General features: G+C 61.7%; 22 protein-coding genes and 1 other RNA gene. 13 read left to right on the top strand and 10 right to left on the bottom strand.

Annotation, left to right across the window (positions count from 1 at the left end; all coding sequences use genetic code 11):
- The first annotated feature begins 65 nt into the window (after nucleotides 1–65).
- From JFU58_RS12715 to JFU58_RS12690, 6 genes are all read left to right on the top strand, one after another.
- Nucleotides 66–1,769, top strand: coding sequence for a GspE/PulE family protein (locus JFU58_RS12715; protein WP_201140826.1), 1,704 nt, complete (start codon nucleotides 66–68; stop codon nucleotides 1,767–1,769).
- Between the two features lie 59 nt (nucleotides 1,770–1,828).
- The gene (locus tag JFU58_RS12710; RefSeq protein ID WP_003213925.1) at nucleotides 1,829–2,749 is read left to right on the top strand and encodes an SPFH domain-containing protein; all 921 of its coding nucleotides are present in this window, start codon (nucleotides 1,829–1,831) and stop codon (nucleotides 2,747–2,749) included.
- Between the two features lie 10 nt (nucleotides 2,750–2,759).
- A complete protein-coding gene (locus tag JFU58_RS12705; RefSeq protein ID WP_017476600.1) occupies nucleotides 2,760–3,206 on the top strand; it encodes an NfeD family protein in 447 nt (148 codons plus the stop codon).
- A 69-nt stretch (nucleotides 3,207–3,275) separates the two neighbouring features.
- Entirely contained in the window at nucleotides 3,276–3,593 is a 318-nt protein-coding gene (locus JFU58_RS12700) for a DUF2388 domain-containing protein (protein WP_010167882.1), read from the top strand.
- A gap of 160 nt (nucleotides 3,594–3,753) precedes the next feature.
- Complete coding sequence (locus JFU58_RS12695; protein ID WP_093203892.1) at nucleotides 3,754–4,425, top strand: outer membrane protein; 672 nt, start codon at nucleotides 3,754–3,756, stop codon at nucleotides 4,423–4,425.
- Nucleotides 4,426–4,584: 159 nt separating this feature from the next.
- Entirely contained in the window at nucleotides 4,585–5,727 is a 1,143-nt protein-coding gene (locus JFU58_RS12690; protein WP_063026393.1) for a DegT/DnrJ/EryC1/StrS family aminotransferase, read from the top strand.
- Nucleotides 5,728–5,766: 39 nt separating this feature from the next.
- Here the strand turns inward: JFU58_RS12690 and gcvH are convergent, their stop codons facing one another.
- The 9 genes from gcvH to JFU58_RS12645 all read right to left on the bottom strand — a co-directional run bounded on the left by gcvH (nucleotide 5,767) and on the right by JFU58_RS12645 (nucleotide 15,108).
- Complete coding sequence (gcvH, locus tag JFU58_RS12685; protein WP_017476603.1) at nucleotides 5,767–6,150, bottom strand: glycine cleavage system protein GcvH; 384 nt, start codon at nucleotides 6,148–6,150, stop codon at nucleotides 5,767–5,769.
- Between the two features lie 51 nt (nucleotides 6,151–6,201).
- Nucleotides 6,202–7,284 (bottom strand): glycine cleavage system aminomethyltransferase GcvT, encoded by a 1,083-nt coding sequence (gene gcvT, locus JFU58_RS12680; protein ID WP_201140824.1) that lies wholly within the window; start codon nucleotides 7,282–7,284, stop codon nucleotides 6,202–6,204.
- Between the two features lie 155 nt (nucleotides 7,285–7,439).
- Nucleotides 7,440–9,056, bottom strand: coding sequence for an ABC transporter permease (locus JFU58_RS12675; protein WP_063026389.1), 1,617 nt, complete (start codon nucleotides 9,054–9,056; stop codon nucleotides 7,440–7,442).
- Between the two features lie 161 nt (nucleotides 9,057–9,217).
- Nucleotides 9,218–10,222, bottom strand: coding sequence for an extracellular solute-binding protein (locus tag JFU58_RS12670; RefSeq protein WP_008438892.1), 1,005 nt, complete (start codon nucleotides 10,220–10,222; stop codon nucleotides 9,218–9,220).
- A gap of 96 nt (nucleotides 10,223–10,318) precedes the next feature.
- Nucleotides 10,319–11,536, bottom strand: a complete 1,218-nt coding sequence (locus tag JFU58_RS12665; protein ID WP_201140843.1) for a 2-octaprenyl-3-methyl-6-methoxy-1,4-benzoquinol hydroxylase — start codon at nucleotides 11,534–11,536, stop codon at nucleotides 10,319–10,321.
- 9 nt (nucleotides 11,537–11,545) lie between these two features.
- Nucleotides 11,546–12,031, bottom strand: a complete 486-nt coding sequence (locus tag JFU58_RS12660) for a DUF4442 domain-containing protein (RefSeq protein WP_063026385.1) — start codon at nucleotides 12,029–12,031, stop codon at nucleotides 11,546–11,548.
- Nucleotides 12,024–13,211 carry a 2-octaprenyl-6-methoxyphenyl hydroxylase gene (gene ubiH / locus JFU58_RS12655; RefSeq protein ID WP_201140822.1) on the bottom strand — a complete coding sequence of 396 codons (1,188 nt, stop codon included), beginning with the start codon at nucleotides 13,209–13,211 and terminating at the stop codon, nucleotides 12,024–12,026. The genes JFU58_RS12660 and ubiH overlap by 8 nt, the downstream gene beginning before the upstream one ends.
- Nucleotides 13,208–14,530: a Xaa-Pro aminopeptidase gene (gene pepP, locus JFU58_RS12650; protein ID WP_017476610.1), complete on the bottom strand. Its 1,323-nt coding sequence runs from the start codon at nucleotides 14,528–14,530 to the stop codon at nucleotides 13,208–13,210. Before pepP ends, ubiH begins: the two co-directional genes overlap by 4 nt.
- Before the next feature lie 20 nt (nucleotides 14,531–14,550).
- Complete coding sequence (locus tag JFU58_RS12645) at nucleotides 14,551–15,108, bottom strand: YecA/YgfB family protein (protein WP_003213952.1); 558 nt, start codon at nucleotides 15,106–15,108, stop codon at nucleotides 14,551–14,553.
- 138 nt (nucleotides 15,109–15,246) lie between these two features.
- Between JFU58_RS12645 and JFU58_RS12640 the strand changes: the two genes are divergently transcribed.
- From JFU58_RS12640 to JFU58_RS12625, 4 genes are all read left to right on the top strand, one after another.
- Nucleotides 15,247–15,456 (top strand): TIGR02449 family protein, encoded by a 210-nt coding sequence (locus JFU58_RS12640; RefSeq protein WP_003213954.1) that lies wholly within the window; start codon nucleotides 15,247–15,249, stop codon nucleotides 15,454–15,456.
- Entirely contained in the window at nucleotides 15,453–15,770 is a 318-nt protein-coding gene (locus tag JFU58_RS12635; RefSeq protein ID WP_003213956.1) for a cell division protein ZapA, read from the top strand. The genes JFU58_RS12640 and JFU58_RS12635 overlap by 4 nt, the downstream gene beginning before the upstream one ends.
- 30 nt (nucleotides 15,771–15,800) lie before the next feature.
- Nucleotides 15,801–15,979, top strand: a non-coding RNA gene (ssrS, locus tag JFU58_RS12630) — 6S RNA.
- Nucleotides 15,980–16,035: 56 nt separating this feature from the next.
- Complete coding sequence (locus tag JFU58_RS12625) at nucleotides 16,036–16,665, top strand: 5-formyltetrahydrofolate cyclo-ligase (RefSeq protein ID WP_093203865.1); 630 nt, start codon at nucleotides 16,036–16,038, stop codon at nucleotides 16,663–16,665.
- Between the two features lie 7 nt (nucleotides 16,666–16,672).
- Here the strand turns inward: JFU58_RS12625 and JFU58_RS12620 are convergent, their stop codons facing one another.
- Nucleotides 16,673–16,822, bottom strand: a complete 150-nt coding sequence (locus JFU58_RS12620; protein ID WP_003213959.1) for a hypothetical protein — start codon at nucleotides 16,820–16,822, stop codon at nucleotides 16,673–16,675.
- A 196-nt stretch (nucleotides 16,823–17,018) separates the two neighbouring features.
- Between JFU58_RS12620 and JFU58_RS12615 the strand changes: the two genes are divergently transcribed.
- The 3 genes from JFU58_RS12615 to rbbA all read left to right on the top strand — a co-directional run bounded on the left by JFU58_RS12615 (nucleotide 17,019) and on the right by rbbA (nucleotide 21,290).
- Nucleotides 17,019–17,468 carry an EVE domain-containing protein gene (locus tag JFU58_RS12615; RefSeq protein ID WP_063026375.1) on the top strand — a complete coding sequence of 150 codons (450 nt, stop codon included), beginning with the start codon at nucleotides 17,019–17,021 and terminating at the stop codon, nucleotides 17,466–17,468.
- 139 nt (nucleotides 17,469–17,607) lie between these two features.
- Nucleotides 17,608–18,573: an HlyD family secretion protein gene (locus JFU58_RS12610; RefSeq protein WP_201140820.1), complete on the top strand. Its 966-nt coding sequence runs from the start codon at nucleotides 17,608–17,610 to the stop codon at nucleotides 18,571–18,573.
- On the top strand, nucleotides 18,570–21,290 hold the full coding sequence (gene rbbA / locus JFU58_RS12605; protein ID WP_201140818.1) for a ribosome-associated ATPase/putative transporter RbbA: 2,721 nt from the start codon (nucleotides 18,570–18,572) through the stop codon (nucleotides 21,288–21,290). Before JFU58_RS12610 ends, rbbA begins: the two co-directional genes overlap by 4 nt.

Genomic DNA, 21,290 nt, shown 5'->3' with positions numbered 1-21,290 from the left:
GAGGCCGACGCGCAAAGGGTGACTAGCCTGAGGACTACGCCTAATCGTTGCCCAGGAACGTCACCATGCCCGTTGCGCCAAATACCCAGGATCGCTGGCTGGAAATCCACCAGCTGCTACCTGCCTTGATCGACCAGGGCCTGGTGCCCGCCGACCTGACCGTACCGGCAAACAGCGGGCTGCATCCCCTGGAATGCATTGCCGGCTCGGGGCCGCCGCTGGAAATCCTGACCGAATGGCTGGCCCGTCACTGCGGGCAGCCTTACCTGCGTATCGACCCGTTGAAAATCGATGTCGCCGCAGTGGTGCCGCTGATGTCATACGCCTTTGCCCAGCGCCACAAAATCCTGGCGGTTGCGGTCGACGCCCACAGCGTTACCGTCGCCAGTGCCCAGCCTTACGTGAGCAGTTGGGAAGCGGGCCTGGCTCAAGTGTTGAAGCGTTCCATCAGGCGGGTGGTGGCCAACCCCCAGGATATCCAGCGCTGCACCGTGGAGTTTTACCGGCTGGCAAAATCGGTCAGCGGTGCGGTTGATCAAAAAACATCCGGCGCTCCCAACATCGAGCAACTGCTCAACCTCGGCGCCAGCGACCAGGAACCCGACGCCAACGACGCGCACATCGTCAACATCGTCGACTGGCTGCTGCAATACGCCTTCGGCCAACGGGCCAGTGATATCCATATCGAACCCGGACGCGATCAGGGCCATGTGCGTTTCCGTATTGATGGGCTGCTGCACGACGTCTATCAGTTCCCATCCCAGGTCATGATGGCGGTGGTCAGCCGCCTGAAAAGTCTCGGCCGGATGAACGTGGCGGAAAAACGCAAACCCCAGGACGGCCGGGTGAAGACCAAAAGCCCGGCGGGCGGCGAAGTGGAACTGCGTCTTTCGACCTTGCCCACAGCCTTCGGTGAAAAACTGGTGATGCGCATTTTTGACCCACAGGTGCTACACAAGGACTTCCAGCAACTGGGGCTCTCCGACGACGACCTGCAACGCTGGCAGTCCATGACCGGCCAGGCCAACGGCATCATTCTGGTCACGGGCCCCACGGGCTCGGGCAAGACCAGTACCCTGTACACCACGCTCAAGCAACTGGCCACCCGCGAGGTCAACCTGTGCCCCGTCGAAGACCCGATCGAGATGGTCGAGCCGGCCTTCAACCAGATGCAGGTCCAGCACAACATCGACCTGACCTTCGCCAGCGGCATCCGCGCCCTGATGCGCCAGGATCCGGACATCATCATGATCGGCGAGATTCGCGACCTGGAGACCGCAGAAATGGCGATCCAGGCCGCCCTGACCGGGCACCTGGTGCTGTCGACACTCCACACCAACGACGCACCCGGCGCCATCAGCCGCCTGCAGGAACTGGGTATTCCCCATTACCTGATCAATGCGACGTTGCTGGGGGTGATGGCCCAGCGCCTGGTGCGGCTGTTGTGCCCGCACTGCAAGCGACCCAGCGGGCAGGTCTATCAGGCAGTGGGTTGCGGGGACTGTCGGGAAAGTGGTTACCGAGGGCGAGCCGGGATCTACGAGATCATGCTGATGAACGACCGCCTCAAGGCGCTGGTCACCCCGGGCACCGACCTTCAGGTCCTGCGTCACGCGGCCCTTGACCAAGGAATGTGCAGCTTGCGGTCTGCCGGCACGCGCAAGGTAATGGCAGGGCTGACGACCCTGGAAGAAGTACTGCGAGTGACGCCTGGGGATTCAGAAACAAATCCTTTGATTGATGGGCCGGTAAACCGTCCTTATCCCTGACAACACCGTTACAATCGGTTAAACCTCGCGTTACCGCCAACACCAGATAGGGAATCGTTATGCAGATCGGAACCGTACTGCTTCTTTTCGTAGGCTTGGCCGTCGCCATCCTCTTCATGGGTTTCAAAGTGGTCCCCCAGGGTTACCAGTGGACGGTCGAGCGCTTCGGCCGCTACACCAACACCCTCAAGCCGGGCCTCAACATCATTATTCCGGTCATGGACCGCATCGGTCGCAAAATCAACGTGATGGAAAGCGTGCTGGATATTCCACCCCAGGAAGTCATCACCGCCGACAACGCCACGGTGCAGATCGACGCCGTGTGCTTCTTCCAGGTGGTCAATACCGCCCAGGCCGCCTACGAGGTGAACAACCTCGAACACGCCATCCGCAACCTGCTGCAAACCAACATCCGTACCGTGCTCGGCTCCATGGAGCTGGATGCGATGCTCAGCCAGCGTGACGGCATCAACGAAAAACTGCTGCGCACCGTCGACGAAGCTACCGCACCGTGGGGCATCAAGATCACCCGGATCGAGATCAAGGACATCAGCCCGCCTGCCGACCTGATGGCTGCCATGTCCGGCCAGATGAAGGCCGAGCGGATCAAGCGTGCACAGATCCTGGAAGCCGAAGGCCTGCGAGCCTCCGCAATCCTGACCGCCGAAGGCAAGAAGCAGGCGCAGATCCTGGAAGCTGAAGGTGGTCGTCAGGCCGCCTTCCTGGAATCCGAAGCCCGCGAACGTCAGGCTGAAGCTGAAGCCCGCGCCACTCAAGTGGTATCCGAAGCGATCGCCACCGGTAACGTGCAAGCCATCAACTACTTTGTCGCCCAGAAATACATCGACGCACTGGGCAAGCTGGCATCGGCCAACAACAGCAAGGTGATCCTGATGCCGCTGGAAGCCAGCCAGGTGATTGGTGCGGTCGGGGGCATCGGCGAGATCGTCAAGGCAACCTTCGACAACAAGAAAGCCTGAGGCACGCACCATGTGGGAATTCCTGCAGCACCTGTCGTTTTGGGACTGGCTGGCACTGGGCACGGTGCTGTTGATCCTTGAAGTGTTCGGTGCCGGTGGTTATCTGCTGTGGATGGGCATTGCTGCAGCAGCTGTAGGCGTGATCAAGTTCCTGATCCCGAACCTGGGCCTTGAATGGCAACTGCTGTTGTTCGCGGTGTTGTCGATCCTGACGGCGGTGTACTGGTGGCGACGCCAGCGCAGCAGCGCCAAGGTCAGCGACCAGCCGGGGCTGAACATGCGCGGTTCTGAGCTGATCGGCCGCACCTTTGTGGTGCATCAGGCCATTATCGAGGGCCGGGGCAAGATCAAGGTTGGCGACGGCGTGTGGATGGCTTCCGGGCCTGACGCGCCAGTTGGGGCACACGTACGTGTCATTGGTCAGGAAGGCGTGATTTTGCAGGTTGAAACTGTTTAGTCATCCATGGAACTCGGCTGGGCTATCTACAATCAAACTGTTCAGATAACCCAGTCGGAGTCACCCATCATGCGTCTAAAATATGCTGTCGCAACCCTCGCTGTGCTTTCCCTTCCTGTCGGTTCAGCCATGGCCGACAGCTTCTGGCGTAATGTCATCTCATCGGGTGCCACGACCGGCTCGACGTACCTGACCTTCAAGGACCACAAAATGGTAGTCGCCGCTCAAGACGACGCCGGTAGCTTCGTTGCCAGCGACGGCAGCATCCGTGGCCCTTACCTGGAAGCTGCGATGCAGAAGGTCCGCGCCGACAACCCTGGCCTCAAGGCCACGGACATGGACCTGGCCAACGCGATCCTGGCGAAAAACGCCATTGCTTCCGAGTAATACCGTCGCGTAAAAAATGCCGCTCTTCGAGAGCGGCATTTTTTTGCCCAGACTTCCTACACCCGACATTGGCGATTCAACATTCGAACAGGAAAAGTCCTGTCGAGCTGCCTGCGCGCCCGGCAACAAGCTATCGATTCCCTTTAGACCGAGTGAATCGATGACCATGCAAAAACTCTCTTACGCCCTGATACTCGCCGCCATTGCCGCCCCGTATGCCCAGGCAGAAGGCTGGTACGGGTCGGCAAAGCTCAACAGCGCCCGCCAGAATCTCTCAAGTTCCCTGTTGACCAGCCCGCGGGTAACCCACCGGGTAGAGGCGCCTGACAGCAGCAAGACATTCACCGGTTCATTTGCCGTCGGTTATGCCTTGGCTGATGGCTGGCGCCTTGAAGGTGAATACACCACGCCCAGCCACTCGAACTTCAAATCCCATTGGGCACCGTTCAATGTCAACGTCAACAGCCTGCAGACCGACAGCCAGCGCTTGATGCTAAACGGTTATAAAAATATCCCGATCAATGAATGGCTGTCGTTCTACGGTATGGCGGGGGTGGGCCTGGCCCAAATTGACGCCAAGGGTTATCAGACCAACGAAACCCGTCGCTTCGCCAGCCATCGCCAACACAACTTCGCCTACAGCGTGGGCCTGGGGCTGGATGCCAAGGTCAGCGAAACCCTGACCCTGGGCACCGGCTGGCGTTACGTGGACATGGGCCGGATCGAAACCGGCTACAACACCTTCGCCAACCGGATAAATGCCCTGGACGAACAGCTCAAAGGCAAGCTCAAGGAACAGAATGTGTTTCTTGAGGCACGCGTCGCCTTCTGACACCGATGCTGAAAATGCCGCTCCCAAGGCGGCATTTTTGTTTAAGGGGGGGACGATTCATTCACAGATGACAGGCTATATTCAGTCGAGCCGTGCAACCATGCCCGGCATTGATATGCTTTTTTCTCATCGCCTTCTGAAACGGATGCCTTCAACGTCATGAGCCAACTGCCCTTTCTGCCGTTCTCCAAGCCCACCATTGATGAAGCCACCATCTCGGCGGTGGGCGACGTACTGCGCTCCGGCTGGATCACCAGCGGGCCCAAAGTGCAGGCGTTCGAAGCGCAGCTGTCGGAATACTTTGGCGGCCGCCCGGTACGCACCTTCAACTCCGGCACCTGCACCATGGAGATCGCCTTGCGCATCGCCGGTATCGGGCCTGGGGACGAAGTCATCACCACCCCGATTTCGTGGGTAGCCACAGCCAACGTGATTCTGGAAGTCGGCGCCACACCGGTGTTCGCCGATATCGACCCGGTAACCCGCAATATCGACCTGGCCCAGGTGGAAGCCGCGATCACGCCGCGCACCAAGGCAATCATCCCGGTATACCTGGCCGGTCTGCCGCTGGACATGCCTTTGCTCTACGCGCTGGCCAACAAGTACAACCTGCGCATCGTCGAAGATGCGGCCCAGGCCCTGGGTTCCAGTTGGGATGGTCAGCGCATTGGTGCTACCGGCGATTTCGTGTCGTTCAGCTTCCAGGCGAACAAGAACATCACGTCATCCGAAGGCGGCTGCCTGGTATTGAACAACGCTGAAGAAGCGCGCCTGGCGGAAAAATATCGCCTGCAAGGCGTTACCCGTACCGGCTTCGACGGCCTGGACGTGGATGTACTCGGTGGCAAGTTCAACATGACCGACATCGCAGCGGCCATCGGCTTGGGCCAATTTGCCCATATCGAGAAGATCACCGCTCATCGCCAGGAACTGGCGCGGCACTATTTCGAATGTTTCGGCAGTGATTTCGAAGAGCAGTACGGTGCGCAATTGCCGCCAGCAGACTTCGAAAACAGCAACTGGCACCTGTTCCAACTGGTACTGCCGGAACGCCAGGACGGTTTGCCGGCACGTGCCACGTTCATGGAGCAGATGCAGGCCCATGGCGTCGGCATTGGCTATCACTACCCGCCGATCCACCTGCTGAGCTTGTACAAGGCGCAGGGATTCAAGGAAGGCATGTTCCCGGTAGCGGAAAAAGTGGGTCGTTTGATTGTGTCGTTGCCGATGTTCACGGCGATGACGAAGGCAGATGTAGAGCGTTCTGTGGCGGCGGTCAAAGCGGTATTGAAGCGCGGATAAAACCTTTGCGGGAGCCGGTTGCCGGCTCCCGCAGCGGGATCACTCGCCGATGGCTGCCTTGTAACCGGCAGCGTCCAGCAGCTTGTCCAGCTCAGCCGGGTTGCTTGGCTTGAGCTTGAAGATCCAGGCGCCGTAAGGGTCGGAGTTCAACAGCTCTGGCTCGCCGCTCAAGGCGTCGTTCACCGCGATCACTTCGCCAGCAATTGGCGAGTAGATATCCGAAGCGGCCTTTACCGACTCAACCACACCCGCCTGCTGAGTCGCTTCAAAGACGTTGCCGACTTCAGTCAACTCGACAAACACCACATCCCCCAATGCTTCCTGGGCATGGTCCGAGATCCCGACGGTCACGGTGCCGTCAGCTTCCAGACGGGCCCATTCGTGACTTTCGGCAAAACGCAGGTCGGCAGGGATATCGCTCATAGTCTGTGTCCTCAAGAAAAAATGTCAGCGGCCATTGGCCCGCCGGAAACGTTAAATCAATGTTTTGCCATGACGCACGAAGGTCGGTTTGACCACCCGAACCGGGTACCACTTGCCGCGGATTTCCACCTCGGCCCGGTCAGCAGTCGCCGACGGCACACGCGCCAGGGCAATGGATTTGCTTAGCGTAGGAGAGAAACTACCACTGGTGATCTCTCCTTCGCCAACATTGGCGATGCGAACCACCTGATGAGCACGTAAAACCCCACGTTCCTCCAGTACCAGGCCGACCAGCTTGGACTTCACACCGGCAGCCTTTTCGGCCTCCAGGGCGGCGCGGCCGATGAAATTGCGCTCGGCCGGTTCCCAGGCGATGCTCCAGGCCATGTTGGCTGCCAGGGGCGAAACGTCCTGATGAATATCCTGACCGTAGAGGTTCATGCCGGCCTCAAGGCGCAGCGTGTCGCGGGCGCCGAGGCCGATGGGTGAAATACCTGCGCCCACCAGATCGTTGAAAAACGCCGGGGCCTGGTTGGCCGGCAGGACAATTTCCAGGCCGTCTTCGCCGGTGTAACCGGTGCGCGCAATAAACCAGTCGCCGTCGGCCAGGCCTTCAAAGGGCTTGAGCTGGTGAATCAAGGTGGCGCGTGATTGGCTGACCAGCTCGGCGATCTTCTGCCGGGCATGGGGGCCCTGAATAGCGAGCATGGCCAATTCTGGCCGCTCGTGGATCTGGGCCTGAAAGCTGCCAAGCCGAGCCTGCATCCAGGCCATGTCCTGGTCACGGGTGGCGGCGTTGACCACCAGCCGGTAACCGCTCTCGGTGCGGTACACGATCATGTCGTCCACCACGCCGCCCTGCTCGTTGAGCATGGCGCTGTACAACGCACGGCCGCAGCCGTGCAATCGGTCAACATCATTGGCCAGCAAATGCTGGAGCCATTCCTTGGCCTGGGGGCCTGTGATATCGATCACGGTCATATGGGATACATCAAACACCCCGCAGTCGCGTCGCACCTGATGGTGCTCTTCAACCTGCGAGCCGTAGTGCAACGGCATATCCCAACCGCCAAAATCGACCATTTTCGCGCCAAGGGCGAGATGCAGGTCATACAGAGGCGTGCGCTGTCCCATGGGTTTCTCCTTCCGGGCGTGGCGAAGGTGCGGACGGTCGCCTTCGGGCCGCACGCCTTGAAATACAAGGCCTGTAGCCGCGTTCAGCAACCCGATCTGAAAGATCGACCGCACCGAATGCCGCGCATTGTAGCCTCAAGCCGTAGGACTGGCACCTAACCGATTCGTCTCGCCGAACGTCGGATCAACCCGATGACCGGTAACAGGCCCACCAACACCAGCGTCAAGGCAGGCAGCGAAGCCCGCGCCCACTCCCCTTCGCTGGTCATCTCGAAAATCCGCACCGCCAGTGTGTCCCAGCCGAACGGGCGCATCAGCAGGGTCGCAGGCATTTCCTTGAGCACATCGACAAACACCAGCAGCGCCGCGCTCAGGGTGCCCGGCAGCAAAAGCGGCAGATACACTTTGCAAAACAGTCGCGGCCCGCTGACGCCCAGGCTGCGGGCGGCTTCCGGCAAGGACGGTCGGATTCGCGCCAGGCTGTTTTCCAGCGGCCCGTAGGCCACCGCAATGAAGCGCACCAGATACGCCAGCAGCAAGGCCGACAAACTGCCCAGTAACAGCGGTTTGCCGGCGCCCCCCAGCCAGCCTGATACCGGGATCACCAGTTCCCGATCCAGGTAGCTGAACGCCAACATGATCGACACCGCCAGCACCGAGCCCGGCAGCGCGTAACCCACGTTGGCCAGGCTGATGCCGGAGCGGATGGCCCGGGTGGGCGCCAAACGATGGGCGAACGCCAGCACCAGGGCCACGCTGACGGTGATCAGGGCCGCCATGCCACCCAGATAGAGGGTATGGACGATCAAGCCGGCGTAGCGCTCGTCCAGATCGAAGCGGCCACGCTGCCAGAACCAGGCCACCAGTTGCAGCATCGGAATCACAAACGCGCAGGCAAACACCAATCCGCACCAACCGCTGGCCGCCGCTGCCTTGAACCCTCGCAGGTGGTACAGCGCCTTGCCGCGAGGCCGCTCATTGCTCGGTCGGCTGGCGCCTCGGGCACGGCGCTCGCCGTACAGCACCAGCATCACCACCAGGAGCAACAGGCTGGCCAGTTGCGCCGCACTGGAGAGGCTGAAAAAGCCATACCAGGTCTTGTAGATGGCGGTGGTAAAGGTGTCGAAGTTGAACACCGAGACGGCGCCAAAATCAGCCAACGTCTCCATCAGCGCCAGGGCCACACCCGCACCGATGGCCGGGCGCGCCATGGGCAAGGCCACACGCCAGAACGCTTGCCACGGCGACTGCCCCAATACCCGCGCCGCCTCCATCAGGCCCTTGCCTTGGGCGAGAAACGCGGTGCGCGCCAGCAGGTAAACGTAGGGGTAGAACACCAGCACCAGCACGATGATCACGCCGCTGGTGGACCGTACGCGAGGCAGGCGCAGCCCCATGCCGAACCAGTCACGCAGCAGGGTTTGCACCGGACCGGAGAAGTCCAGCAAGCCAACGAAGACGAAGGCGAGCACATAGGCGGGAATCGCGAAAGGCAGCATCAACGCCCAGTCCAGCCAACGCCGGCCGGGGAATTCGCAGAGGCTGGTCAGCCAGGCCAGGCTGACGCCCAGCAGCGTGACGCCCACACCGACGCCCAGCACGAGGGTCAAGGTATTGCCCAGCAGGCGCGGCATCTGGGTTTCCCACAGGTGGGACCAGATTTGATGGTCAATGGTCTGCCACGACAGCAACAGCACGCTCAGCGGCAGCAGCACCAAGGCGGCGACGGTGAAGACCGGCAGGTACCAGCGGCGTTGGGCGGGATGGGCCAAGGAACAGATCTCTGGGGATAATATTTTTAACTCGCCACAAAACAGTGTGGGAGCCGGGCTTGCCCGGGATGCAGGCACCTCGGTGTGTCAGTCACACCGCAGTGATGCTATCGCAGGCAAGCCAGCTCCCTCACTGTCTTGCGGTGTTTTTAAGCGTGTACTTAGTTCCAGCCAGCCCGATCCATCAAGCGAATAGCTTCAGCCTGACGCTTGCCCGCCACTTCCACCGGCAACGTATCGGCCACAAACTTGCCCCAGGTCGCGACTTCAGCCGACGGCGGCACGGCCGGGTTGGCCGGGAACTCCTGGTTCACATCCGCAAAGATTTTCTGCGCTTCCGGCGTGGTCATCCACTCCACCAGCGCCTTGGCCGCTTCCGGGTGTGGTGCGTGTTTGGTCAGGCCGATGCCCGACAGGTTGACGTGAACCCCACGGTCGCCCTGGTTCGGCCAGAACAGCTTCACTGCCAGGTCCGGCTTCTGCTTATGCAGGCGGCCGTAGTAGTAGGTGTTCACGATGCCAACGTCGCACTGCCCGGCGTTGATGGCCTCGAGCACGGCGATGTCATCGGAGAACACGTCGGTGGACAGGTTGTTGACCCAGCCCTTGACGATTTCTTCGGTCTTGGCCGCGCCGTGGGTTTCGATCAGGGTGGCGGTCAGCGACTGGTTGTAGACCTTCTTCGCAGTGCGCAGGCACAGGCGGCCTTCCCATTGTTTGTCGGCCAGCGCCTCGTAGGTGGTCAGGTCGCCCGGCTTTACGCGATCGGTGGAATAGGCGATGGTCCGCGCACGCAGGCTCAAGCCGGTCCAGGCATGGGCCGAAGAGCGGTATTGAAGGGGGATGTTCTTGTCGATCACCGCGGAGGTGAACGGTTGCAGGATGCCCATCTGCTCGGCCTGCCAGAGGTTGCCGGCATCGACGGTGAGCAGCAGGTCGGCGGTGGCGTTTTCACCTTCGGCCTTGATGCGCTGCATCAGCGGCGCTTCCTTGTCGGTGATGAACTTCACCTGCACGCCGGTCTTCTTGGTGTAGGCATCGAACACCGGTTTGATCAGTTCGTCGATGCGCGAGGAGTAGACCACGACTTCGTCGGCCGCCTGCACGGTGGTGCTGCCGATCAGTGTGAGTGCCAGGGCAGTCAGGAGGCGCTTGGGTGCCAACATGGGTGCGGTCTCTCATTTGCGAAAAGAGCGCAAATGATAAGGACTCACATTTGGTAACGCTCGACGGAGCCGTTACCAAATGTTGCGCAGCCCCTCTCAGGCCTTGGCCAGTTCCGGCAAATCCCCGGACAAGCCCAAGGCCTGACGCACAAACAACGCTTTGGCCTCCGGCATCTGCTCAACCACCTTCAGTCCGGCATTACGCAGCCAACGCAACGGCAGCTGATCGGCCTGGAACAACCGCTCAAAGCCTTCCATCGCCGCCATCAACGCCAGGTTGTGCGGCATGCGCCGGCGCTCGTAACGGCTGAGCACCTTCGCATCCGCCAGGCGCTCGCCACGCTCGTTGGCCGCCAGCAGTACTTCGGCCAGCACCGCCGCATCGAGGAAGCCCAGGTTCACGCCCTGCCCCGCCAACGGGTGAATGACGTGGGCTGCGTCGCCAATCAATGCCAGGCCTTCTGCCACGTAACGTTTGGCATGGCGCTGACGCAACGGCACGCACACCCGTGGATCAGCGCTTAATACTGTGCCCAAGCGCCCTTCGAAGGCGAGTTCCAGTTCACGGCAGAAGCTTTCATCGTCCAGTGCCATCAAGCGCTCGGACTCACTCGGGGTGGTCGACCAGACGATCGAGCACCAGTCTTCCTGCCCGTCCCGCACCAGCGGCAGGAACGCCAGCGGGCCGTTGTCGGTAAAACGCTGCCACGCCGTGCGCTGATGCGACTGACTGCTGCGCACACTGGTGACGATGGCGTTGTGCAAATAATCCCACTCACGGGTGGTGGTGCCGGTCAGGCGGCGCACGGCAGAGTTGGCACCGTCCGCCGCGACCACCAGCGGCGCGCGCAAGGTGCGGCCATCGGCCAGGGTCAGCAGCCAGTCATCGCCGGAGCGGCGCATCTGCTCCAGGCGCGCATTCGCCAGCAGGCCGAGGTCGCAGTCGTGCAGCCGATCGAGCAACGCATCCTGAACCACACGGTTTTCGACGATATGCCCCAGCACCTCGGCATGCACACTGGCTGCCGAGAAGTGGATCTGCCCGGTGCCGCTGCCGTCCCATACCTGCATCTCGCTGTAAGGGCTGGCACGCCGCTCGACGATGCCGTCCCACACGCCAAGGCGCTCGAGGATACGCTGGCTGGCGGCCGACAAAGCGCTGACCCGCGGCTCGAACGCAACATGAGGGTCGAACGGTTTGACGCTCAGCGGGCTGCCGTCCAGCAGCAGCACCTGCAGGCCACTGCCCTGCAACGCCAGCGCCAGGGCGCTTCCGACCATTCCGGCCCCGACAATCAGCACATCTGCGCGCATGTCCATGCTTTAAGCCTGTCTCGCTTGCGGCTTGCGCCGCACGTAAAGGGTTTTGTCGACCCGCGCCACCAGGGTGCCGGAGCCGTCATGAATCTGCACCTTGAGCTGCGGCAAGTATTTCTCGCCGCCGGCGGTGTGCTGGCGAATCTCGTCCAGCAACCCTTGGTCGATGGAAAATTCGGCAAACACCGGGCCTTTGCCCGGCGAGATGAAATCGATGGCCGCAGCCTTGTCCCAGACAATGTAATCGCGCCCCAGATTCTCCATCAGCATCAGCATGTAGAACGGGTCGACCATCGAATACAGGCTGCCGCCAAACTGCGTGCCGACGTAATTGCGGTTGTACCAGCCCAGGCCCATGCGCACCTTGACCTCGCGAAAATCGCTGCCGATGTGCAACACCCGGACTCCGGCCCCGAGGTACGGCGGGTACAAGGTCATGATCCAGCGCAACAGCCGCGCCTTGCCCAGGCGTTGGGTCAGCCACTCACGCATCGGGACGAGTGCCCAGGCCCATGGCCTGACGCGCGAACCAGCGCTTGGCCGGCGGCAGCAGGTCCAGACCCAACAACCCCATGTTGCGGCCCAGCGCTACCAACGGTTGCGCACTGCCAAACAGACGGGTGACTTGGTCGGAGAAGCCGACGGTGAGTTTCTGGTCCATGCGCTGACGCTCGCGGTACGCCTGCAGTGTCGCCAGGTCGCCAGGGATCGCAGGCCCGGCCAGCAGCGCCTCGGCGAGCGCGTAGGCATCCCGCAGGGACAGGTTGAAGCCCTGACCGGCAATCGGGTGCAGGCTGTGGGCGGCATTACCGAGCACCGCCAGATGGGAGCGCACTTGCTCTTCGGCTTCCACAAGGGTCAGCGGGTACAAGTGACGTGCGCCGACCTGCTTGAGGGTACCCAGGCGGTAACCGAACACGCCCTGCAACTCACTCAGGAAGCTGCGCTCGTCCAGCTCGGCCAGGCGCTTGGCGTCCATGCCGATGCGGGTCCAGACCAGCGCGCAACGGTTGTCCGGCAACGGCAGCAAGGCCATCGGCCCTTCTTCGGTGAACCGCTCGAACGCCTCGCCGTTGTGGGCTTCGCTTGGGGTGATGTTGGCGATCAGCGCACTCTGGTTGTACGGCCGCTTTTTAACGCCGATGCCCAGTTGTTCGCGCAAGCCGGAACGGCCGCCATCGGCCAGCACCGCGAGGTCGCACTCCAGCACGGTTTCGTCATTGAGGGTCAGGCGGTAGCCATCGGCAAGCGGCTCCATGCGGGTGACTTCCGCCGGGCAGCGCCAACTGACCACCTCCTTGTCCAGGCCTTGCCACAGGCATTGGCCCAGCCAGGCGTTTTCCACCACGTAGCCGAGGGCGGGCACGCCTTCTTCCATCGCCGACAGGCGCGCAGTGGAGAAGCGGCCACGGTCCGACACATGAATCTGCTTGATCGGCTCGGCGCGACGGGAGATTTCCTGCCAGACGCCCAACCGTTGATAAATCTGCCGCGCGCCAAAAGACAGTGCCGAAGAACGCGCGTCATAGCTCGGCTGGTAACTGTCGCCGGGGGCAAACGGCTCGATCAGCACGATCTTCCAGCCACGGGCCTTGGCCCCGGCCTGCAACGCCAACGCGAGGCTGGCGCCCACCAGGCCGCCGCCGATAATCGCCAGATTGACCCGGCTCATCGGGCACCCGCCATCAGCGCTTCGATCTCGGCGACGGACTTGGGCACGCCACCGGTCAGAATTTCACAGCCTTGCTTGGTCACCACCACGTCGTCCTCGATGCGTACGCCAATGCCACGCCATTTCTTCGCCACGTTCTGGTTGTCCGGCGACACGTAAATCCCCGGCTCCACGGTCAGCGCCATGCCGACTTCCAGCACCCGCCACTCACCGCCTACCTTGTATTCGCCCACATCGTGCACATCCATCCCCAGCCAGTGGCCAGCGCGGTGCATGTAGAAGGCTTTATAGGCTTCGCTGGCGATCAGCTCGTCGACGTCACCCTGCAACAATCCCAGCTTCACCAGCCCGGCAGTGATCACTTGCACCGTCGCCTCATGGGCCTGGTTCCAATGCTTGTTCGGGGCGATTTCGGCAAAGGCGGCTTCCTGGGAAGCCAGCACGATTTCGTAAATCGCCTTTTGTTCAGCAGAGAACTTTCCGCTCACCGGCCAGGTACGGGTGATGTCGCTGGCGTAGCAGTCGATCTCGCAACCGGCGTCAATCAGTACCAGATCGCCATCCTTGAGCACCGCGTCATTCTGCTGGTAATGCAGGATGCAGCTGTTGCGCCCCGAGGCGACGATGGAGCCATAGGCCGGCATCTTCGCCCCGCCTTTGCGAAACTCGTAGTCGAGCTCCGCCTCAAGGCTGAACTCATACAACCCGGCGCGACTGGCTTGCATTGCCCGCACATGGGCCGCACAGGAAATCCGCGCCGCCTCGCGCATCACCTTCACTTCTGCCGCCGATTTATACAGGCGCATGTCGTGAAGCAGATGATCCAGGGCAACAAATTCATTCGGCGGCTGGGCGCCGAGGTGCGCTTTAGAGCGGATCACGTTGATCCACTCCATCAGGTGCCGGTCGAATTCGGCATTGCTGCCCATGGCTGAATACACCCGGTCGCGGCCTTCGATCAGGCCGGGCAGGATGTCGTCGATATCGGTAATCGGGAATGCGTCATCGGCGCCAAAATCGCGGATCGCGCCTTCGGTGCCCGCTCGCAGGCCGTCCCACAGTTCGCGCTCGGCATTGCGTTCGCGGCAGAACAGCACGTACTCGCCGTGCTGGCGGCCGGGCATCAGCACAATGACCGCTTCCGGTTCGGGGAAGCCGCTCAGGTACTGGAAGTCGCTGTCCTGGCGGTAGACGTGCTCGACGTCACGGTTGCGGATGGCCACCGCAGCCGCCGGCAGGATGGCGATGCTGTTGGGTTCCATCTGCGCCATGAGCGCCTTGCGGCGCCGGGTGTATTCCGCTTTGGGGATATGGATCATGGGCAGATGGGCTTCCTTTCTTAGTGCAGCGACGGCTTGGGTGCAGCGGGCTCAGCCGATTTACGGGTCTCGGTGAACAGCAGCAGCGGCGCGACGCGCAGGTATTCCATGACTTCCATGTAGTCGCTTTCGCCGTCTTCGGACTCTTCCAGGGCGTCTTGCACCTGGGAGATGGCGGCCAGGTCTTGCAGCACTTCCTGGGCATCGGTGCTCAGGTCCAGGCCGCCGGCGTTCACGCCGAAACCATGGAGGAAGCCTTGGCACCATTGGCCCAGCGCTGCGGCGCGCTCGGTGAGCGGCGCGTCATCGGTCGGCAGCAGCAACACGACGGTGACGTCATCACCGGTCAGCTCGCCTTTGACCATCTCTTGCAAGCCGATGAGGGCGTTGCGCACGTTCTCGGTGGGCTCGGTTTCCAGCAGCTCGGCGACGTCGGCCAGCCAGTTGTCGGCATCAAAGCCGACACCGGTGCAACTGCGACCCAGCAGCACGCCGTGCAACTCGGCAGGCGAGCAAGGATGACCGCTGGAGCTCAGCAGTTTGGAAAAAGCATCGTACGGGGAATTCTGAATAGGCATGGTGAGCTAGGCGCCAGGCGGCGCAATGTCTAGAATGAAGCGCTGTATCCTAGCATCGGCAGACGTACCAAGACTATCGAGGGCGTCAGATCGTTTATCCAGCAGTTGCCATTCATCAGACAAATCCAGTGGAACCCAATGGAAGACACCGACCTGCAAGCGCTGATGGCCAGACTCGAGCTGCTAATTAACCGGGTCGAGCAACTTAAGAGCCAAAACGGACTCCTATTAGCTCAGGAAAAGACCTGGCGCGAGGAACGCGCTCACCTCATTGAAAAAAACGAAATCGCCCGGCGTAAGGTCGAATCGATGATTTCGCGCCTGAAGGCCCTGGAGCAAGACTCATGAGTTCAAGCAATAGCGTCACCGTGCAGATTCTCGACAAAGAATATTCGATCATCTGCCCACAGGAAGAACGCAGCAACCTGGTGAGCGCTGCCCGCTACCTGGACGGCAAGATGCGTGAAATCCGCAGCAGCGGCAAAGTCATCGGCGCCGATCGCATCGCGGTGATGGCCGCCCTGAACATTACTCACGATTTACTGCATAAGCAGGAACGGCCTGACGTGCAGGCCAGCGGCTCGACGCGCGAGCAGGTGCGCGACCTGCTGGAGCGGGTTGATCTGGTACTTTCTACCGATCCAGAGCCACCCAAGGGCTGATTGCGGCGTCGGTTTCGGGTATACTCGCCCCACTCCCTGGCGTGCTTGCCAGTCGGCGATGTCCCTGAGCCGATTCGCACTACCCTGGAAGTTACACGTTGGGCTGGTGTGCATGTCCGCTAGACGGAAAGCCTTAAAGCCTACTGTTTCTTCCACCTTGAACTTTCGGGTTCAAGGGCTAAGTCGACAGCGGTTCTGTCGGGGAGCCTGATTCCCAAATCCAATGCCAGTCCTAGGACTGGCATTGTTTTATGAGCCGAAAACCATGACCGAACCTGCGCCGCTTTCCCGCCCGCAACTTCGACGCATGCTGCGCAAAGCCCGCCGCGCCCTGACGCCCAGCGAGCAACGCCAGGCCGCCCTGGGCCTGTATCGGCAACTGGCCCAGCACCCGCTGTTTCGCCGGGCCAAACACATCTCCTTGTATCTACCGACGGACGGTGAAATCGATCCGCGCCTGCTGCTGCGCGCTGCACAGCGCCGCGGCAAGGCGACGTACCTGCCGGTGCTCAGCGCGTGGCCGCGAACCAAGATGGTGTTCCAGCGCGTACGGCCCGGCGAAAAGCTGAGCCCTAACCGTTTTCGCATCCTTGAGCCACAGGTGAATGTCAGCCGGCAACGCAAGGTCTGGGCGCTGGACCTGGTGCTGTTGCCGCTGGTGGGCTTCGATGACGTGGGCGGACGGCTGGGCATGGGCGGCGGTTTCTATGACCGCAGCCTGGCCTACATGGCCCGCCGGAAATCCTGGCGCAAGCCGACGCTATTGGGCCTGGCCCATGAATGCCAGAAGGTTGAACGATTGGCGCAGGCAAGCTGGGATGTACCGCTTGAGGGCACAGTCACCGATAAGGATTGGTATATAGCAGAGACGCTACTGGAATCAGCAGCGCCTTGAAGACGGGTCAGCGCTTGAACGGTTGCGGCTGTTGCTGTGCGAGTTCAATCGGTGCGTCAGTCTTGTTCGACCACAAGCTCTGCGCATAGCCGGTGGTCACGACACCAAGACCAAACAAAATGACCAATATCCATAGTAAATCCGGTTTGCGTTTCATCGATTGCCCCCCTTCAGGCATCTTGCACACGATGACAGCAACGTTCCATAAGTAGTCCGTGCCAGCTGCGTCAAGCTCAAAACCCCGGCATTCTGCGTTAACGTGAACCAACACGCAAACCTTGACGTCAACCGACCGTCGGTTTGTCATAAAATTGCCGGACAACTTTCCCAATCGACTTTTGAGGAGCGAAAACATGGCCTATTGGCTGATGAAATCCGAGCCCGATGAACTGTCCATCAAGGGCCTGGAAAAGCTCGGCGAAGCCCGTTGGGATGGGGTGCGCAACTATCAGGCGCGTAACTTCCTGCGCGCGATGGCGGTGGGTGACCAGTTCTTCTTTTATCACTCCAGCTGCCCGGAGCCAGGGATTGCCGGCATCGGTAAAATCATCGAGGCGGCGTACCCGGACCCGACCGCGCTGGAGCCTGACAGCCATTACTTTGACGCCAAGGCCAGCCCTGAAAAAAACCCGTGGAGCGCGATCAATGTCGCCCACGTCGAGACCTTCCCGAAAGTCCTGGGGCTGGGCTATCTGAAACAGCAAACCGCCCTCGCCGAGTTGCCCCTGGTGCAAAAAGGCAGCCGCCTTTCGGTGATGCCTGTCACCGCGGAGCAGTGGGCCGCCGTACTCGGCCTGCGCTGAACAGCAGAACCCTGCGGTCACGCCCATGGCGCATGCATCTGTGCGCCAACCGGGTTAGGCTGGCGCTTCATTTGACCCGCATCAAGGGCCTTCGGGCAGGATCGGTCAAACTAGGACGCTAACGCCGCAGGATGCACCCATGTCGACGAACCACCGCACCTCCCATCTTTTCGCCATTCCATTGATTGTCTTGCTCCTGGCCGCCGGCGGCTTTGGCTATTGGCAATCCACCCAGGACCGCCTGCCCGAAGGCTTGAGCATGGGCAATGGCCGGCTGGAATCGACTGAAGTGCAGATCGCCGCCAAGATCCCTGGGCGCCTCGCCGAGGTACGGGTGGACGAAGGCGACAAGGTGCTCAAGGGCCAACTGCTGGCGCGCATGGACACCCGCACCCTGGAAGCCCAGCGCGCCCAGGCCGAAGCCGAAGTGTTGCGGGCCAAAGAGAATTTCGCTGCCGCCCAAGCCAATGTGCAACTGCGCCAGAGCGAACAACTGCTGGCCAGCCAGGAACTCAAGCGCACCCAGGAACTGTACAAACGCGGCTTCGCCAGCGGACAGTTGATCGACCAGCAGCAAGCCCGACAGAACACCGGCAACGCCGCCGTGGTCGCCGCCCAAGCCCAGGTCAATTCGGTGAAGGCCGCCATCGGCGCCGCCCAGGCCCAAGTCGCCCAGCTCACCAGCGAAATCGAAGACAGCAGCCTGCGGGCGCCCATCGACGGCATCATCCAGCTACGCCTGGCCGAACCCGGCGAAGTGCTCGGTGCCGGTGGCCGAGTGTTGCTGCTGATAGACCCCGACGACCAATACATGAACCTGTATCTGCCCGCTTCGGTAACCGGCGCCCTGACCGTCGGCAGTGAAGCGCGGATCGTCCTCGACGCCCTGCCGAAGCAACCGCTGCCGGCGAAAATCAGCTTTGTCGCGGCCAAGTCGCAGTTCACCCCCAAGGAAGTGGAAACCCGCGACGAGCGCCAGAAGCTGGTGTTCCGGGTCAAACTGCGCCTGACCCAACCGAGCGCCGTGCCCCAAGCCAAACCGGGCATGCCCGGCGCCGGTTACGTGCGCACCGCTGACCTGGACTGGCCGGCCAACCTGCAATGAGCGGCCTGGCGCTGCACGCCACGGGGATCAACCATCGCTACGGCAAGCAACAGGCGCTGATCGACATCGCCTTCAGCCTGCCCGCGGGCACCCGCTGCGGCCTGATCGGCCCGGACGGCGCCGGCAAGTCGAGTTTGCTGGGATTGATTGCCGGGGTTAAAAAGCTTCAGGAAGGTCAACTGGACGTGCTCGGCGGCTCCATCGAAGACCGCCGCCATCGCAACAGCCTGTACCCGCGCATCGCCTTCATGCCCCAAGGCCTGGGCGGTAACCTGTACCCCGAGCTGTCCATCAGCGAGAACATCCGCTTCTTCGCCACGCTGTTCGGCCTGTCGAAAGCCGATTGCGACCAGCGCATGCACAACCTGCTGCTGGCCACCGACCTCGCGCGCTTCGCCGAGCGCCCCGCCGGCAAACTCTCCGGCGGCATGAAACAGAAACTCGGCCTGTGCTGCGCACTGATCCACGACCCGGATTTGTTGATCCTCGACGAACCCACCACCGGCGTCGACCCGCTGTCCCGTCGGCGCTTCTGGGAGCTGGTGGAAACCGTACGCAGCGAACGCCCGCAACTGACACTGCTGGTGGCCACGGCCTACATGGAGGAAGCCGAGCAGTTCGAACACTGCCTGATGCTCGACCGCGGCAAGCTGATCGCCGACGGACTGAGCAGTGAACTGGCCGCTGCGACACCCAGCGGCAAACTGGACGAAGCCTTCACCCATTTCCAGGGCGACAGTACCCATAACAACGAACCGCTGGTGATTCCGCCACGGCAAAGCGACAACACCGACATCGCCATTGAAGCCCACGACCTGACCTTGCGCTTCGGCGATTTCACGGCGGTGGACAAGGTCAGCTTCGCCATTGGCCGGGGCGAGATCTTCGGCTTCCTCGGCTCCAACGGCTGCGGCAAGACCACCACCATGAAAGTCCTCACCGGCCTGATGCCCGCCACCGAGGGTACCGCCACGCTGCTGGGCAACCCGGTCAACGCCAAGGACCTGGCGACCCGCAAGCGCGTGGGTTTCATGTCGCAAAGCTTCTCGCTGTACGGCGAGCTCAGCGTGCGCCAGAACCTGGTGTTGCATGCGCAGTTGTTCGACCTGCCGAAGGCTGAAAGCGGCCAGCGCATTGATGAGTTGATCGAGCGTTTTGACCTGGGCGATGTTGCCGAACAGCCTTCCGGCGAGTTGCCATTGGGTTTGCGTCAGCGTTTGTCCCTGGCGGTGGCGGTGCTGCATCGCCCGGAAGTGCTGATCCTCGATGAGCCGACCTCGGGTGTCGACCCGGCCGCGCGGGATGATTTCTGGCGATTGCTGATCGAGCTGTCCCGGGAGCAGGTCGTGACGATCTTCCTGTCCACGCACTTCATGAACGAGGCCCAGCGCTGCGACCGGATCTCGCTGATGCACGCGGGTAAGGTACTGGCCTGCGACACACCGGACGCGCTGCAACAGCTATTCCACGGCGAGACCCTGGAAGCGGCGTTCGTCACCTGCCTGGAACAGGCCCAAGGTGCGCCCGAAGCGGCAACCGCGCCCACCGAAACCGTCAGCGAACCCATGACGCCGCCCGTCAGCAAACGCGGGTTCAGCCTCGCCCGCCTGTTGGCCGTGGCCAGCCGCGAAGGCAAGGAACTGCTACGGGACAAAGTGCGCATGGCCTTCGCCCTGCTGGGCGCGATTTTCATGATGGTGATCTTCGGCTACGGCATTTCCCTGGACGTGGAAAAGCTCGCCTTCGCTGTCTACGACCAGGATCAAACGCCGCAAAGCCGCGCCTACCTGGAATCCTTTCGCAGTTCCCGTTACTTCGCCGAACAGCCGCCGATCACCGATTCCAACGAGCTGCACAAACGCCTGCAACGCTCGGAAATCAAACTGGCGCTGGAAATCCCACCGGGTTTCGGCCGTGACCTCTACGCCGGCCGCCAACCCGCCGTGGCCGCCTGGCTCGATGGCGGCATGCCGTTTCGCGCGGAAACCAGCCGCAATTATGTCGAGGCCGTGCACCAAGCCAATCTCCAACAACTGGCCGAACTGAACAGCACACCTCTCAACCAACAGGCCGCCGCCAAACTGGAAACCCGCTTTCGCTACAACCAGGACGTGGTCAGCGTGAACGCCATCGGCCCGGGCGTGATGGCGCTGATCCTCGCCTTCATCCCGGCGATGCTTACGGCCCTGGGGATCGTGCGCGAAAAGGAACTGGGCTCGATCACCAACTTCTACGCCACGCCGCTGACCCGCCTGGAGTTTCTGCTGGGTAAGCAGGCGCCGTACCTGGCCGTGAGCCTGATCAACCTGGGGCTGCTGGTGGCGATGAACCGCTGGCTGTTCGGCGTGCCGTTCAAAGGCAGCGGCGTGACCCTGGCCTTCGGCGGCCTGCTGTATGTGCTGGCCACCACCAGCATGGGCCTGCTGATTTCCGCGTTCACCCGCACCCAGATCGCGGCGATCCTCGGCACCATGATCATCACCAGTCTGCCGACCATTCAGTTCTCCGGGCTGATCGTGCCGCGCTCGTCCCTGGAAGGCGCCGCCGCGTTGATGGGCATGCTGTTCCCGGCGGGCTACTTCCTCGACATTGCCGTGGGCACCTTTACCAAGGCCCTCGACCTGCGCCAGTTGTGGCCGCAGTGCCTGGCGCTGTTCGGGTTCTTCCTGGGGTTCACCGGGCTTAGCCTGATCATGCTCAAGAAGCAGGAGGCCTGA

This window comes from Pseudomonas sp. TH34 (assembly GCF_016650865.1).
Taxonomy (GTDB): domain Bacteria; phylum Pseudomonadota; class Gammaproteobacteria; order Pseudomonadales; family Pseudomonadaceae; genus Aquipseudomonas; species Aquipseudomonas yamanorum.
This window is presented reverse-complemented; position numbering and strand designations above follow the sequence as displayed.